The sequence below is a fragment of the Comamonas thiooxydans genome (genome assembly GCF_002157685.2).
Lineage (GTDB): Bacteria > Pseudomonadota > Gammaproteobacteria > Burkholderiales > Burkholderiaceae_C > Comamonas > Comamonas testosteroni_H.
The window spans coordinates 2,803,883-2,818,733 of record NZ_AP026738.1 but is presented as its reverse complement, the minus strand read 5'-3'; the positions used below and the strand labels follow the sequence as shown (position 1 = coordinate 2,818,733).

Below are 14,851 nucleotides of genomic sequence, written 5' to 3'. Positions count from 1 at the left end.
GTACAGGACAAACGGCTTTACTGGATACAGGGCCTACTCAAAGGGCGCGCATGCTCGTCAAAATCGGAGCATGCGCAAAGGATTTACGGGTATGGGTAAAACAAAGGCTCTACTGGAACGGGAAAGTGTCATGCACTCAGGTAGAGCAGGACTCCCTGTAAAGAAGCAGGCATAGTTCAGTTCCGTCGCTCCAGAACCAGATGGCAAGCGCGCTTGTACCGACCTCAACTCGAACCGAAGTAAGAAGTGGCCCTGGCTCATTTCCGCATGCGCAGGAGCTAATCAGCCTGAGCGCTTCGTCAAGTCAATCCCAATTACCTTGATCTCCTCGACGTGAGGATTAGCATTCGCCACGTAGTTTCCATGTGCCTGCAGAGCATCAAGCAGTTCCTCGAAACCGACGACGCTGCCAGAGGGAAGCTGCCAGTTCTGTCTTTCTTCTCTCCGCCGCAGCAACAGGTAGATACCTCTACTGGAGCCGCAGTCACGTAAGTAGTCGCCTGCCAGTTGCCCTTCAAGCCGTTCGAACAGGGCTGGCCCCGTCCATTTGTTGGCGATCTTCAACTCTGTCGGTACTGCACCTCTGAACGTCGTGCACATCCATCGAAGGTCCGGACGCTTTGCATCTGGTAGCTCGTCCTCCTGAGGTATAACGAAGCGACCATGAGCATGCCGACTGCACCACTCAGCGATCCAATTGCGTAGCAGATTCTCCCGCGCCGCGAGGATTGCCACCGATGCTGTACTGAGGTCTCCATCTTCCATCGCATGCTTGAGGTCGAGCAGGCGCATCACCGCCAGGTCAAAAAGCTCGCGGTGATTGGCCGGTGCACGCTCATAAGAGTCGTTAAATTCATTAACCTGCTTCCCGCTCCATGCAGGTCGCTCGCTGTCCGCTTCCGCCTTGGAGTGAGCTTGCTGTGCAAACCACGGACGCAAATCGGGTTTGGGGTGCTCCTGGGAAATGGCCTGCAGCGCCAGAAAGGCTTCGCGCCCCTGAATAGTCGCAAGTATGCGCACCAAGCGTTCGCGCGCCTCTTGCGCGTTGTCACGCAGGCCTGGAGAGTACACGCCCTTGCCCGATCGGTCGATGTCTTCATCAACTCGCACGTAATGATGGATAAGGAGATAAAGACGCTTGAGCGCTGCGGGGCTTTGAAACGCAGTGCGCATGCGCGACTGTGTTGTACTGCTTCCAAGAAGGTGTGCAGCAAAGGCCATGGCGAATTCGGTGCGCTGCTGCGCATCACTCAGCGTTTGCACGTACTGCTCAACTGCATCGATGGCAGGGTGCGGCTCGACGCTTGTCCAAACAGCCGCCCATAGCGAACGATGTATTGGATCCCCGCCAGCCATCTGGCTTGAGGCAAGCGCGGCGATCTCGGCATCAGGCACCGCGGACATCAAGATGATGTCCACCAGATCACATAACAACTGAAGACGTTGGACCCGATGCATAGTCAACAATTGAAAGAGATGCGGAGCCAGACAGCTTCCCAACCACTCGCCTGAGTGGCGGAGATCCGCAATCAAGTATTGGCTGCCAGACTCCGACGCTTCCATTTGCAGTTCGAACTCAACCTCGGTCAAGACCATAGACGTGACGACGTCCGGGTGAGCGGTGTAGAGATCCGAAAACCAGTGCGGGAACCCATTTAGTTCTCGCATGGCGTAGCGAAACGCGACACTGGCCTCTGCAGCTGAGAGAGTCCTCATCAGCCCAGGCGTTTCAGCAGCCTCGATCGTCAGTCCCGCAAGGCCGAATATATCGGGTAGGGGCACGCTGCTGATTAGTGCTCCTTCGGAGATCAACTGAGGAGCATGCTTGCGCCAGTAAGCCACTATGCCATCACGAAAGGCCTGGGCAGTTTCGAAGCCAAACTCTGCTTCGAGGCCACGCCAGTGACCGAGCGTCCAATGAGACCCCTTGTCTTCTTCCAGGACTCGCATCTGCTGCAGCAGATAGTTTTGAGACTGGGAGATGACGGTAGGATCGTCGAAGCCTGGATCGCGAAGTGTGTCTAGTTGTTTTGCCAACTGTTCTACAGCTTTAAGGCGCTGACGCTGGAGTAGTTCTGTGCGCCTCTGGGCACGCAGCCCCCATTCATCCCTTTCGCGCTCCAGCTTCCTTAGAGATTCGTCCAACTCCGGTGGGTTCTGAAGCTGCAGCAGATGCCCCTGTAGCACGGCGTCGCTGCCGACTGCGAGCTCCATTTGTTGAAGGTGCGCAGGCTGGCGCTCAGCTTGAACATAAAGTCGAAACGCGATGAGCAGCGCAACCAGTTTGTCGTCAGCCAGTCGACGTTCAGCGATAGCTCTGAGCGCAAACCCATAGTCGTCCTCACCCCAGGAGATTCCGGGCATGTGGGCCCAGGCCAGCCAGGGGGTCGTGACTCGATGTACCTCACCCGAATTATCGGCACGCTGACGCTCAATGTTGTGCCAAAACCAGGCCCATTTGACCTCTAGCCAGTCCTGCACTAGTTGCGCAAGACCCAGCTTTCTCACGTCATGATCGGCGAGATCGTAGGCGACATCCTGGGCCAGCGCGTGCAGTGCCGCGACAGCACTAGGACGCAATGCCGCGTCATGGCGGGCCTTAAGGAGCCGACTTAGCACTGCACCCGTCGGCCGACGCAACCATTGGTAGCGGACAGAGAGGCAATAAGAGTGCCGGTCAGTCACAGGCGGATCGATCAAAAAAGCCCAAAGCCGATCAATAGCAAGCACACTGAGGTTAACGTCAGCGTACAAAAAAAAGCGGGCCATTTCCCTGGATAGCCCAGAGCTGTCATGCTCGTTGTATTCGGCCAGCCTGGGGACGCAATCCATAATCCACTGCAGAGTTGCAGCGTCCGGCACCCGCACAAGCCTCAAGAGCTCGGCCATACACCTGCGGTTTAGTTCGTGGCCATCGACAGCGAATCGCGCCCGCAGCGAAGACATATCTGCATGCGATCCGACCGCATCCACTGCCTGGAATGCCGCGAGGCGTGCATCCAAGAAGGAGGCATTTGACAGTGCCACCTCCAAAGTTTCGGGGAGCGCTTGCGCGATGTTGCCTTGCCACACCATCTGCATAAGGAAGAAGACAACTGCTCCATGATCCTTATAACTGTGGATCAGCCGTCGAACCGTATCTGCAACATCGGGAGCTGCAAAGCGCTGAATGGCGCTACGGTGGACCAGGGAGCGCTCCGAGATACCGGCGGCAAGTTGCTTGCACACTTGTTCTAGTATCGAGCTACGCAGGGGCATCGGAAAACGTTGCGGATCCCCGCCCTCAAACACAATCTCGGGAGCGACTCGTCGTAACCTCGCAAGAATGCGGTCGTCTTCAATTGCAAGCCAGGGCAAGAGCGGCCTCAGGGAGGGAACTACGACCTGCAGACCGTACTGCTCACGAAAGAATAGCTCTTCTACCCGCTGGCGCGAAACTTCTTGCTGGAGTAACCGGAGAAACCACTGCGCGGCAAGATACTCCAAGACGGACCGATGGTGGAATCGGACAGTGCCGTAGATATCCTGATCAAACAGGGGCCTCTGAAGTAGCGGTGAGATCTCGGAGTCGTCCCATCCCAGTACCTCGCGAGCGTTCAAGCCCGTCCCTGGAGCCGGTCCATCGAGCACCTGGATGTTCTGCAGGCGGGTGAGGATCAACGCGGCTGCTAGCATTTCAGCCCCCTCTCGTGCCCGAGTAGGGCTCAGAGGGCGCGCTTCGGCGCGATCCTGGCTTTCCTGCAAGCGACGGTCTACGCTGGCGGTCATCCATTCAATGCGCGAGCCCAATTTTCCCTTGTCTATCCAGTATCCCACCAGGTCTTCTAGGTCCTGCGGTCTCTGGGCAAATGACCACGCGTCGCCTCGTTCGATGGCGTCCAGGAACGGCTTGATGTTATGGATTCCTTTTGCTACTGCGAACGTCTCCACTTGCGTCTTGGACAGACTTTCTAGCGCTACGACCTTGAAGACATCGCCCGCCGCAGACGTTTCCGTGATGAGGTGCTGGCTCTGGGCTGCGTCCTGCCCTGCAAGCTCGGATCGACCGCTGTTCAAGGGGAACAATCGGACGCACAACTCCAAGTCCGTCTTAGGTCGCCAGGCAGAAGGTCTACCAGATATCAGCACGTACGTTCTGTCCTTAGCCTTGGCTACCTGGGTACTGACGACGCGCATTGCTGCTTGGAAATCTAGCGGAGAGCGCAGCCGCGATTCGTCGACTGAATCAAGCAACAGCCAGCCGGGCTCAGTCGAGGCCAACCATGCGTTGAATTCGTCCATGTTACCTGCATCGAAGGCTCCGTCGAACCCATTCACCACATGCTCTAGGCGCAGGAAGAAGGCTGCCTTGCCTCCGCATCGCAGCCGCTTCGCCGCCTCCTGCAATTCCCATGTTTTGCCCGAACCACCTTCCGAGAGAACAACCACCCTGCGCTCCAGAAGCAGCTCAGGCAAGGTCAATCTATCGCTACCTTCCACGAGCGCAGTCTCACCGTCGGTCTGCTTTGTGAGGCGTAATTCACGAAAGGTGCGGTGCAGTTCTATGTACATAGTTCGCAAGAATATCTCGGGCAAATTCCTGACCCGTATTAACGAGCAAAGACAGGCTTTAACCGCGCAGACCATAGCCGGCTAGCCATCACGATCAACATCCACGTTAATCTTGACCTAATCGGAAGTGACGAAGCTTTAAGCCCCATGCGTGCATTGCAATCAGTGGGCTTAAGATAAATGTAGCAACTTGTAATTTTACTAGCATGTTTCACTACAAGTTTCAAGCGAAAAGCCTCCGGTCATCACCACAGGGTTTCGCGCTGACAGCTGAGGGCGCACTAGGTACGGTTGCGCCCCATGGACGACCTCGCCCGCGCACCGCACCTACATAGTCAGCACATCCAGCAGAGAGCCAACAGTGATCCACCATTTCTAGGCAGAGATCCGCTTGATCGAGGCTGTTCGATATTCGCTATCGCAGACAGCCTGCAGCTGCTGGGCCTTGCCAGCAAAACCAATCCGCTCATGCGTTGGTTAGGCCGCTTCGAGGGGCTGGAGCAGTATCTGGAAGAGGAACTTGATCCAATCTTCTGCGTGCGCTCAATCCTGCTGCAGCTGGTTGCTGACCATCCCAAAATGCCGCATGTGCCCAAACCTCAGCAAGAGAAGAATTGGCACAGCTTCGTCATGCGAGTCGTAGCGCAGCCGTTCGTACAAACATGCGGGGACTGGGGCCGCGACGGCATCGCCTCACGCATCAAATGGAACCCGCTGCAGCAGAGTTTTATGGACTTTCTCGCGCTGGGCCAGCCTGGGGAGGAGCTGTCTATCTGGACACCCACCGATGGCAAGTCAGCGCGTGCCCAGCACTTCGCTCGAATCCTGCTCCAAGAGGAGTGCGCGTGAAGAGTATTGCTTCAAAGTTGCTTGCGATGGTGCCCTGGAGCAAGGCCAAGCCCGTGCAGTCTGCGCCTGCAGGCCCGCTGCCGCTGCCCGACGCGCCAGTAGCGACGGGCGCTCAACATCTGCCACTCAAGCCGGACGAGATCCACATCGCGGGCAGTGAGCCCGGATGGTTGCGCGTGCTCAATGCCCAGCAGCTGCTGGCCACGGTCCGCGCAGAGCGGGCTATCACCCAGATCTGGAGCCAGTCGCACCAGTCCCAGGCCATTTGGGAACGGGACCTGCTGCCGGCTATTCGGCGGTACGCCGAGTTCGTGCAACTCATGCCTGCCTCGGAAGCGCACCACCACGCCCACGCAGGCGGCCTGCTGTCACACACCATCGAAATGCTGCTCGCGGCCATGACCTGGCGCAATGCCCATCTGCTGCCAGGCGGAAGCCAGATCGAGGTCGTTGACGCCCAGCGCGACCAGTGGACCTATGTGGTGTTCTTCTGCGCTTTGCTGCATGACATCGCCAAGCCGATGACCGACCTGCGTATCGCGTGGCGTCCAGTCGGCGAGAACGATCCAATCCGTTGGGCACCTGCAGGCGGAAGCCTGTCTCAGATCGCAGGCCAGCGCACTGCCGAGTACCTGGTGGACTTTGCACCCAAGGGGCAGCGCGATTACAGCGCCCATGCCAAGCTGGCCCAGCTGCTGCTACCCCGCATTGCGCCAGAAAGTGCGCTGCGATTCCTGGCGCACACGCCCACAGCCTTGGATGCCCTGGAGCAATACCTCACCGGTCAGGACAAGGACAGTCTCGTTGCCAAGATCGTGAAGCGGGCCGACCAGCTTTCCACGCAACGCGCCTTGCAAAAAGGCTCCAAGGCCCGCTTCGCCACGGCCAAGGCCGTGCCTCTCATCGAGCTGCTGATGCAGTCTATGAGGACCATGCTCCAAGCTGGCACACAGCTTCCCCTGAACCGCAACGGTGCCGCAGGTTGGGTGTTCGAGGGGGCGATCTGGTTCGTGGCCAAGCGCCTCGCCGATACCGTGCGAGAGCACATCCAAGCAAACGAGCCCGATGAAAGCGTGCCAGGCTACGCAAAGAATGACCGGCTGTTCGATACCTGGCAGGACTACGGCGCGATCGAGCTCAACCCTGCCAGCGGCCAGGCAGTCTGGCATGTCACGGTGCACGGTTACGCCGAGGATGGGTCAGAGCAGGGGGGCTACATGCATGACTTTGCCATGCTCAAGTTCCCCCTGGCCAAGCTGTTCAACCACGAGAGCAAGTACCCGGCCGCGATGCGCGGGCGGCTGGAGATCCGCGACCGTCGCAAGGATGGAGCAGGGCAAGACGAGCACCAAGCTGCTGCAACGCTCAGTGCATCGGAATCTGCGGCAGCAATCGATGCCAATGCGCACCCAGCTGCGGCATCCTCAACCCAGCCAACCCAAGCTGCGCCAAAGCCTGCGAAGCAACGCCCCCAGGATGCGGCAGAAGCAAAAAAGCATGCCGCCATCATGCGGGAGCCTACTTTCACCAAGCCGCCGAATGCTGCGGCAAAGCCGAGGCCTGCGGCAACCACTGCGGCAGCAGCCAAGACCACTGCACAAGAAACCCCATCCCAAACTGCGGCAGTCTTGGCAGTTGGGGCGCCTACGGCGCCAGTGCAACAGACCCAAGCTGATACAGCCTACGAGGAGTTTGAAGCTGGGGCAGCATCGAGATCCGGCGTGCCCACACCATTGAAGCTGGACTACGACAGCCTCGACAACGGCGAAGCAGCGTATTTGCTGGGCGACAGCGAGGGCATCTACTTCCTCGATCCATCCGAATCTGCAACAGCATCCGACAGGCCTGGCAAAAAGAACATGCCGGCCAAGAATCCACAGCCGGCAGAGAAGGGCGCAGCGCCCTTGGAGCAACCATTCCAAGATGCCGCAGCGCTGCCACCACCAGTTGCGCCTCCTCAGCCCGCCACCTTGCACCAGCCGCCCCAAGCTGCCGCATCTACGGCCGCAAGGCCGCCTTCTGTCAAACCTGCAGCAACTCAACCACCGCCGCCAAGCACACCGAGCAAGCCCGCCCACGAGCTACGCCATGACCAGATGCCACGCTCTCAAAGCGTGAGTGCCGAGTTCAAGCGCATGGCCGCTGAGCTGGACGAGCTCGATGACCTGCCCGTACTCAAGGGACGCACCATCACTCCGAGTCCGCCGGCGGCGTCCGCAGCAACACCAGGTCCGGTACTCCTGCTACAGCCACTGCCTGAGATCGACTCCAACCCCGACAAGCCGCCGCCAGAGCCGAGCCCCCTGGCCTTGGCTTTCATGCAGTGGGTCCAAATGGGCCTGGTCAGCCGCGAGCTCAAGTTCAATGAGACCGGCGCAGCGATTCACTTTGTGGAGGAGGGCATGGCCCTGGTGTCGCCCAAGATCTTCAAGGAGTACGCACGCCATGGCGACCGTGAGGACGGCCATGAGGATCTCACCGTCGACGAGCTGAGCACCAAGACCCAGCGGGAGGTCATCAAGTGTGGCTGGCACCTGCCAGCCGCAAACCGCACAAACATCGTCCGCTATGAGATCCACAGCCGCGGCACGGTGGTGGCCCATCAGTCCTGCGTTGTTCTCACCAGCCCAGGCCGGTGGGTCCAACCCATCCCCCCCAGTAATCCCGCATTGAAGATGGTTTGATATGAAATCCACCTGCTCAACTGATTACGAGATTGGCGACAACACCGCGCCAGACAAGCGCCTAGAGCTATGGAAATCGCGTAGCTTCTGGTTTCGGCTGCGGCACCGATGGAACGTGCTCAGTGCTTTTGCCGAAGGAAGTTTGACCTGGCACCACGCGAAACTCGGCCTCAAATACCCGGATCAGGTCATGTGGCTGCAGCGCTGGCCACCAGGCAATGGATTGATGCCGGTCTGCCCAGCCGTCATTGCCGAGCTTGAGCACATCGATCGCACCATGATGGACTCCGACCAGCCCACGCCACGGGCCACTGTTTTTTCACTCCACAGCATCGGCCACGATCGTACCCAGTGCAGGAACTGCGGCGGATCTGGCGGGGCCTTGCCCACGCAATGCCCAGGTCGCCCCATGACTAATGACGAGAGGCAGGCCGTCCTGGAGGGGCTACTCGATTACGTCGATGGCCAATGGCTTGGACAAGTCATCAAGCAAGCCCCAAAGCCGCTTGCCGGAACCTGCAAACTGGAGCCTAAACTGGCTGCCGAAACCTGCAAACTAGAGCCAAAAACGTCTGCCGAAACCTGCAAACTGGATTTGCCGTTTCCTGCACTCTATATACAAGGGTCTTCTATACAAAGAACTACTACTACGTCTCCAAGCGTCGTAGCGCTCGAAGTGGCACCAGCTCGCGAGGCGGAAGTCTTCTCGGAAAACGACTGGGCAGCGAAGTGCGCAGCCTTGTCGGATGCTGCCAACCAAGGCTGTGGCCAGGTGTACGAGACCTACGAGCTACGCGTGGGGGCCAGCATTGACCTGGCGCTGCTGCAGGTGCCCGAGCTGCAGCTCGATCGCGCTATCGAGATCGCTGTTCAACACGGCTACACAACGCCTGCTCAACGTGCGAAGACCGTGCAGATGCTGCGTGACGATGGTTCTTGCAGACATGGGTTCGATCCACACACGTGTCCAGTTGGATGTGGAGACGTCGACAATGTGAACGATTCAATGGTGGACTCAGACTGGATGCCGTGCGGCTCCTGCGGGGGCTCGGAACGGGTCCAGTGCTTGCGACTTTGTAGCAGCGGACGCAGCGCCGATGCCGGAAAAAGATGACAGGTCAAACAAAAATGTTTGACAGTTGGCAGCGAAGTCCTTAGAGTCCGAACCGTGCGTCAACGGGAGCTATTTGTAACTCTCGCGGAATTGGTTAAGAGGAAGAGGTAAAAACGTAGTCCCATGGGTCTACTGAAAGCCGCAAAAACTGGAGCTTTAACGCTCCTATTTTTAGAGCATTTCTACTAGACACGATGTATATTATGTTAAATATCTTGGCCGTCAGGCTCAGAGCCAAGCTGCTTAAACGTAGATCGCTCCAGTTTGTATAACGATAGCTCGAACGTCATGTGATGTTTCGTGCACCATCTCAAGCCAACCTCCCCCATCTCCACACGCTGCTCAACGACGTCCATGGCGATATCGACCAGATAGCCCGTCACCTTGGAATCAGCGCATCAACGCTCAGAAAGTACCGTGCCCAAGGGCAAGCGCCACGCTCCGTGATGCTTGCCCTTTTTTGGGAGTCCACCTGGGGCCGCATGACAGCCGACGCCGTTACGTTCAATCACGCTGCAGCACACGCAGCACTGGCCGAAAGCCTAAAAGCGCCTCATGGCGCAAATCGAGCTGCTAGAGGCCAAACTAGCCCAGACCGAGGGCCACGCTGCCAATGCTCCGATATTCCGAGTTGGCTAAAAACGCGGTGGCATCTCGCCGTAGATTTCCATGAACCTTTTATGCGCCGCTGCATGGGCATTTGCGCATGTCAGCGTCATCTGATCTGCCTGACATGCAGGAGATGGCCTGTAGATCTGACTCCATGCCGCCCGCATATCGGCCTCATGTCGTTGCCTTTGAGCCGCATCTGTCGCTCGCTGACCTTCTCTAGCTGCTCTCTCACTTTCAGCAGCCTCACGACGCTGACGCTCTTCTTCAGCTTGCTTTCGTGACAACTCAGCTCTCTGTTTCGCCTGCTTCTGCATTTCAGCTGTAGCTTGACGAAGCGAGTATTCGACTTCCCAAGCCATGTACTTGGTGTATGCCAATGCGGCCAGCAGTCCACCGATGAAAACGCCCAGTGCAATCTTGAAAACGTCAGTCAGAAAACCACTATCCGATTGCTCAGCCATATAACGAGCCATTTCTACACCCTCCTGTAAGGGAGTGTATCCAAGCGCTGCAGCGGCTTCGCCGGTTTGTATTTCAGGACACGGAGCGAAGGCCCGATATTTGCCAGAAGCGCGCCACGCGAGCCAGCTCCATGTAACTGCGGAAGGTGCCACGTGCAGCCAGTTCGATGTAACTGGCAATGCCTGATCAACGGTTGACATCAGGGGCGCGGCCTCCGATACCCCCTACCGTTGCATCAAATCGCGACGCGCGACCTTCAACAAGGTGCGCACCTCAAGACGGACGGCGGAGAGACTCCCCGTGCGCAGAAAAAGGCCACATGCGCTGATGAGGTCGCGGACGAATGATCGGCAAACGGTTTTTATAGGGCAATCAAATATGAAAGCTTGTTGCCTTTGTTGTTCTCGGCTCCTAGCTTGTGTGGAACTTGAAGTGATTCTCCTTTCATCCTTCTAGGTGCTACTACTGTGGGCTTTTTTTGAAATTTAATTTCATAATTTTGATTTATGGCTCAGATGCACCTGTGTCTAGCCTTGCTGCAGCTCATAGCGCCGACTCCCATTTCAGAAAGACTCCATGAATCGTCTCAAAGTCACCCAGCTACGTAGCAACTTCCCTCGCGGCTCCTATCTTTGGTCGGTGCGCAACGCGCACTGGCGTGCTCTAGGGATACCCGAGGAGGATTGCGAAAAGCCGAAGATCGCCATAGTCAACAGCAGCTCGGAGCTCGCTGCCTGCTTCAGCCATCTGGACCAAGTCGCTGCGGTCATCAAGCAGGCCATACGCGAAGCGGGCGCCGTGCCCTTCGAAATACGCACGGCAGCACCCAGCGACTTCATCACCGGCGCGGGCGCTCGGGGCGCCTACATGCTGGCCGCACGAGACCTGGTTACCAATGACATTGAGGTGGCCATTGAAGGTGCACAACTCGACGGTATGGTGTGCCTGACCTCCTGTGACAAAACGGTGCCTGGCCAGCTCATGGCGGCCGCGCGGCTCAATATTCCGACGCTTATGGTTCCCTGCGGCTACCAAGCCAGCGGCGAGTACCAAGGCAGGCATACCGACATTGAGGATGTATTCATCGGCGCCATGCATGCAGTCACAGGAAACATGCCAGTACAGGAGTTGGTATGTATGAGTCGCGAGGCCATACGCTCGCCGGGCGTCTGCTCTGGCCTGGGCACGGCCAATTCCATGCACATCGTCTGCGAGGCACTAGGCATGGCCCTGCCTGGCAGCGCTCCAGTGGCTGCACTGAGCGCCAAGATGATGGACGATGTGCGCGCCGCAGGATCGCGCATCGTGCAAATGGTCTGGGATGATCTGCGCCCGCGCGAGATCCTGAATGAGCAGGCTTTCGAGAATGCCGCCAAGGCCGTGCTGGCCGTGGGGGGCTCAGTCAATTGCATCAAGCATCTGCAGGCTGTGGCCCGTGAAGCGCAGAGCCATGTCGACATCTATGCCATGTTCGAGCGTTTCCAGCATCAGGTGCCCGTGCTGGCAGCTCTTCGTCCCGTGGGCGAGCGCCTGATTGAGGAGTTCGAAGCTGCTGGTGCGGCACGTGGCCTGCTGGCGCAACTGCGCCCTCTGTTACGACTCGATGCTCTGACCGTAACCGGCCACACGCTTGAGCACAATTTGCAGGGGGTTGTAGTCGCCGACGAGGAGGTCATACGCCCTCTGGCCCGCCCTGTCGCCACCTTACCCGCCATCACCATGCTGCGCGGCAATCTCTGCCCGGACACAGGCATTGTCAAAACCGGAATTCACGAACGCAAGTCGCGTCGCTTCACCGGCCCGGCCATCTGCTTCGAAACTTCGGACGCCGCTGTGGCAGCCCTGAAGAACGGCAGCATACGCGCCGGCCATGTGGTGGTGATGCGTGGCGCAGGCGTCAAGGGCGGGCCTGGCATGGGCGGCGGTGCTTCGCGCGTGGTCTTCGGCATCGATGGAGCGGGACTGGGCGAGCATGTCGCGCTGCTGACAGACGGCCATCTGTCCGGCCTGGTGTGCAAGGGTCTGGTCGTGGCCGAGGTTTCTCCCGAAGCTGCAACCGGAGGTCCCCTCGCCCTGGTGGAGGACGGCGACACCATCACCGTGGACCTGGACAGCCTGCGCTGCGACCTGCATGTGGACGACGCCGAGATGGCCGCCCGCCGTGCACGCTGGCAGCCGGCTGCGCCCTTGTTCGACGGCGGCTGGCTCAGACTCTACCGCAGCAATGTGGCACCGGTCACTCAGGGCGCAGTGCTCGCCGCCCAGGACAAATAGGTAGTCAGTGCCGGGCACGTGGCGTCCACGCCGCGAACTCCGACCCCGGCCCGGCCTCACAGGGCAGCGGGTGCGATCTTGGAAAGCGCCGCCTGCCACCTGCCCCTCTTTCGAATCCGCTCACAAAAAAAGGAAGGCCATGGAGACAAGACCAGAACTGAATCCCGTCCGCGAATCGGGCGAATATCTGCTGCGCAGAACACTGCTGCAATGGCTAGGCGGCGCGACAGCCGCTGCCTGCGGTTCGGCCTGGGGCCAGCCCTCCGCAGCGTTTCCATCACGGCCGCTGCGCATGGTCGTTGGCTTTGCGCCCGGTGGCGCGGCAGACGCCTTAGCGCGCATCATCGCCCAGGGACTGTCCTCCGAGTTACGCCAGCAGGTGATCGTAGACAACAAGCCTGGTGCCGAAGGCATACTCGCAGCGCAGGCACTCCTGGCCGCGCCAGCCGATGGACACACGCTGATGCTGGGCACCAATACCGCTATGGTGTCCGTGCCCTTGCTCAAACCTTCTGCGCCATATGATCCGTTCAAGCAATTCACGCCGATCAGCACGGCCGGGCAGTTCTCCATGTTCCTGCTGGTCCCGTCCAGCTTTGCGGCCCACAATATCAAGGAATTCCTCGCCGAGATAAGCCGCAAGCCGGGTCAATACAACTCTGCCTCAAGCAACAGTGCATCGGAGTTGGCCATGCTCCAGTTGCTGGGCAAAGAGCGCCAAGTGACCAATGTGCGCTACAAGGGCGATGTTCCCGCCATGACCGATCTGGTGGGAGGACAGATACAGATGCTGTTCACCACCGGCACCACGGCCCCAGGCTTTGTCAAGGATGGACGCGCCCGCGCGCTGCTGGCCCTGCAGAACGAGCGCAGCGTGCTGCTGCCAGAGGTTCCCACTGCGCGCGAGGCCGGGCTCGGAGCGCTGACCATTCTTCCCTGGGCGGGCTTCTTCGGACCGGCCCGCATGCCGACTGCCGTCACCGACAGCCTGTCACAGGCTTTGCAGAAAGTGCTGCAGCAGCCCGCTATCAAGCAACAGCTTGCCCAGCAAGGCTTTGACGGTTACGGCATGGCGCCAGAACGCTTCATGGCATTTTTCCGCAGCCAGTACGACACCTTCGACAAAATGGTGCGCGAATTCAATGTGAAGTTCGAGTGAGGTACCGGGCAGGCCCGCGGACAGCCATATTGCCGTCTCGCGGACCGCCCTTCACGCGCTCAGTCCAGCTTGACACCGGCCTGCTTGATCACCTGTGACCAGCGGAGCATTTCCTTTCGGATCAGGTCATTGAACTCCCTGGGCGTTGAGCCCACCGGGGTCAGACCGGCCTCGGCCATGCGCCGCTTCATCTCGGGTGTGGCAAGAATGCGGGCAATCTCGGAACTGATCCTGTCCACCACGGGTGCCGGCGTGGCAGCAGGAGCAACCAAGCCGAACAGGCTTTCCACCGAAAAGCCGGCCAGGGTTTCGTTGGCGGCGGCCAGATCGGGGGCGATCGGTGAGCGCCCGGGACCGATGACTGCGATGGCCTTCATGCGTCCCGACCGGATGTGGGGCAGTGACGAGAACAAGGGGTCGAATATCAGGTCCACGCGCCCGCCGAACACGTCCTGGTAGGCCCCTCCATTTCCCTTGTAGGGCGTGTGCAGCATGTCGATCCCTGCCGTGAGTTTGAGCAGCTCGGCCGCCAGGTGCATGGAACTGCCGGCGCCCGGCGAAGCGTAGCTGAGTTTGCCCGGTTGCTGGCGCGCATAGTCGATCAGCTGCTTGAGATTTGCGACCGGCAGGTCAGCCCTGGCCGAAATCGCAATTGGAGAAGTCGCCAGCAGGCTCACTCCAGTGAGGTCCCGCGTGGTATCGAACGGCATCTGTGGACGTAGTCCGGGATTGATGACATGCGAAGTGACCACCATTCCCAACGTATGTCCATCGGGCGCTGACTTGGCGACGAAGTCCGTGCCCATCACCGTTCCGGCTCCGGGCTTGTAAACCACCAGAATGGGCTGACCCAACGCTTGCTGCAGGGGCTTTTCCAGCAAGCGCGCCAGCAGATCCACGGCACCACCCGGTGCATTAGGCACGATGAGTGTGATAGGTTTGCTGGGAAACGCTGCAGCGGCTTGTACTGCGGAAGGCGCGGCAAACGCGGCAAGCGCGGCAAGCGCGCTGCCAATGGCCGCTAGCAAGTGACGACGTGGCATTGTCATGATGTTGACCCTGTATGAATCCGTTAGCGGAAGCCGGCACCGCCGCCTCCGCTTGGGCGTCGCATTCATGCGACGCCCTTACGAATGGAGTTTGTGG

8 protein-coding genes are annotated in these 14,851 nt (G+C 59.1%); 5 read left to right on the top strand and 3 right to left on the bottom strand.

What is annotated here, in order from left to right:
• Positions 1-282: 282 nt before the first annotated feature.
• Positions 283-4,551 carry a hypothetical protein gene (locus CTR2_RS12900; RefSeq protein WP_087083548.1) on the bottom strand — a complete coding sequence of 1,423 codons (4,269 nt, stop codon included), beginning with the start codon at positions 4,549-4,551 and terminating at the stop codon, positions 283-285.
• Positions 4,552-4,851: 300 nt separating this feature from the next.
• On the opposite strand from CTR2_RS12900, the gene CTR2_RS12895 reads away from it, so the two are divergent.
• From CTR2_RS12895 to CTR2_RS12885, 3 genes are read left to right on the top strand one after another with little or no spacing between them, the layout of a single operon-like run.
• Positions 4,852-5,400: a hypothetical protein gene (locus CTR2_RS12895; protein ID WP_087083550.1), complete on the top strand. Its 549-nt coding sequence runs from the start codon at positions 4,852-4,854 to the stop codon at positions 5,398-5,400.
• On the top strand, positions 5,397-8,084 hold the full coding sequence (mobH, locus tag CTR2_RS12890) for a MobH family relaxase (RefSeq protein WP_087084610.1): 2,688 nt from the start codon (positions 5,397-5,399) through the stop codon (positions 8,082-8,084). The genes CTR2_RS12895 and mobH overlap by 4 nt, the downstream gene beginning before the upstream one ends.
• A gap of 1 nt (position 8,085) precedes the next feature.
• The gene (locus tag CTR2_RS12885) at positions 8,086-9,198 is read left to right on the top strand and encodes a hypothetical protein (RefSeq protein ID WP_087083552.1); all 1,113 of its coding nucleotides are present in this window, start codon (positions 8,086-8,088) and stop codon (positions 9,196-9,198) included.
• Between the two features lie 635 nt (positions 9,199-9,833).
• Here the strand turns inward: CTR2_RS12885 and CTR2_RS12880 are convergent.
• Entirely contained in the window at positions 9,834-10,472 is a 639-nt protein-coding gene (locus CTR2_RS12880; RefSeq protein WP_140401040.1) for a hypothetical protein, read from the bottom strand.
• A gap of 376 nt (positions 10,473-10,848) precedes the next feature.
• Between CTR2_RS12880 and ilvD the strand changes: the two genes are divergently transcribed.
• Positions 10,849-12,546: a dihydroxy-acid dehydratase gene (ilvD, locus tag CTR2_RS12875; protein WP_087083556.1), complete on the top strand. Its 1,698-nt coding sequence runs from the start codon at positions 10,849-10,851 to the stop codon at positions 12,544-12,546.
• A gap of 139 nt (positions 12,547-12,685) precedes the next feature.
• Positions 12,686-13,705 (top strand): Bug family tripartite tricarboxylate transporter substrate binding protein, encoded by a 1,020-nt coding sequence (locus CTR2_RS12870; protein ID WP_087083558.1) that lies wholly within the window; start codon positions 12,686-12,688, stop codon positions 13,703-13,705.
• Positions 13,706-13,764: 59 nt separating this feature from the next.
• On the opposite strand, the gene CTR2_RS12865 is transcribed toward CTR2_RS12870, so the two are convergent.
• A complete protein-coding gene (locus CTR2_RS12865; protein ID WP_254913363.1) occupies positions 13,765-14,754 on the bottom strand; it encodes a tripartite tricarboxylate transporter substrate binding protein in 990 nt (329 codons plus the stop codon).
• Positions 14,755-14,851 lie beyond the last annotated feature (97 nt).

Coding starts and splice junctions, on each gene's coding strand:
- CTR2_RS12900 (WP_087083548.1), bottom strand. CDS start 4,551: ATGTACATAGAACTGCACCGCACCTTTCGTGAATTACGCCTCACAAAG.
- CTR2_RS12895 (WP_087083550.1), top strand. CDS start 4,852: ATGGACGACCTCGCCCGCGCACCGCACCTACATAGTCAGCACATCCAG.
- CTR2_RS12885 (WP_087083552.1), top strand. CDS start 8,086: ATGAAATCCACCTGCTCAACTGATTACGAGATTGGCGACAACACCGCG.
- CTR2_RS12880 (WP_140401040.1), bottom strand. CDS start 10,472: ATGTCAACCGTTGATCAGGCATTGCCAGTTACATCGAACTGGCTGCAC.
- ilvD (WP_087083556.1), top strand. CDS start 10,849: ATGAATCGTCTCAAAGTCACCCAGCTACGTAGCAACTTCCCTCGCGGC.
- CTR2_RS12870 (WP_087083558.1), top strand. CDS start 12,686: ATGGAGACAAGACCAGAACTGAATCCCGTCCGCGAATCGGGCGAATAT.
- CTR2_RS12865 (WP_254913363.1), bottom strand. CDS start 14,754: ATGACAATGCCACGTCGTCACTTGCTAGCGGCCATTGGCAGCGCGCTT.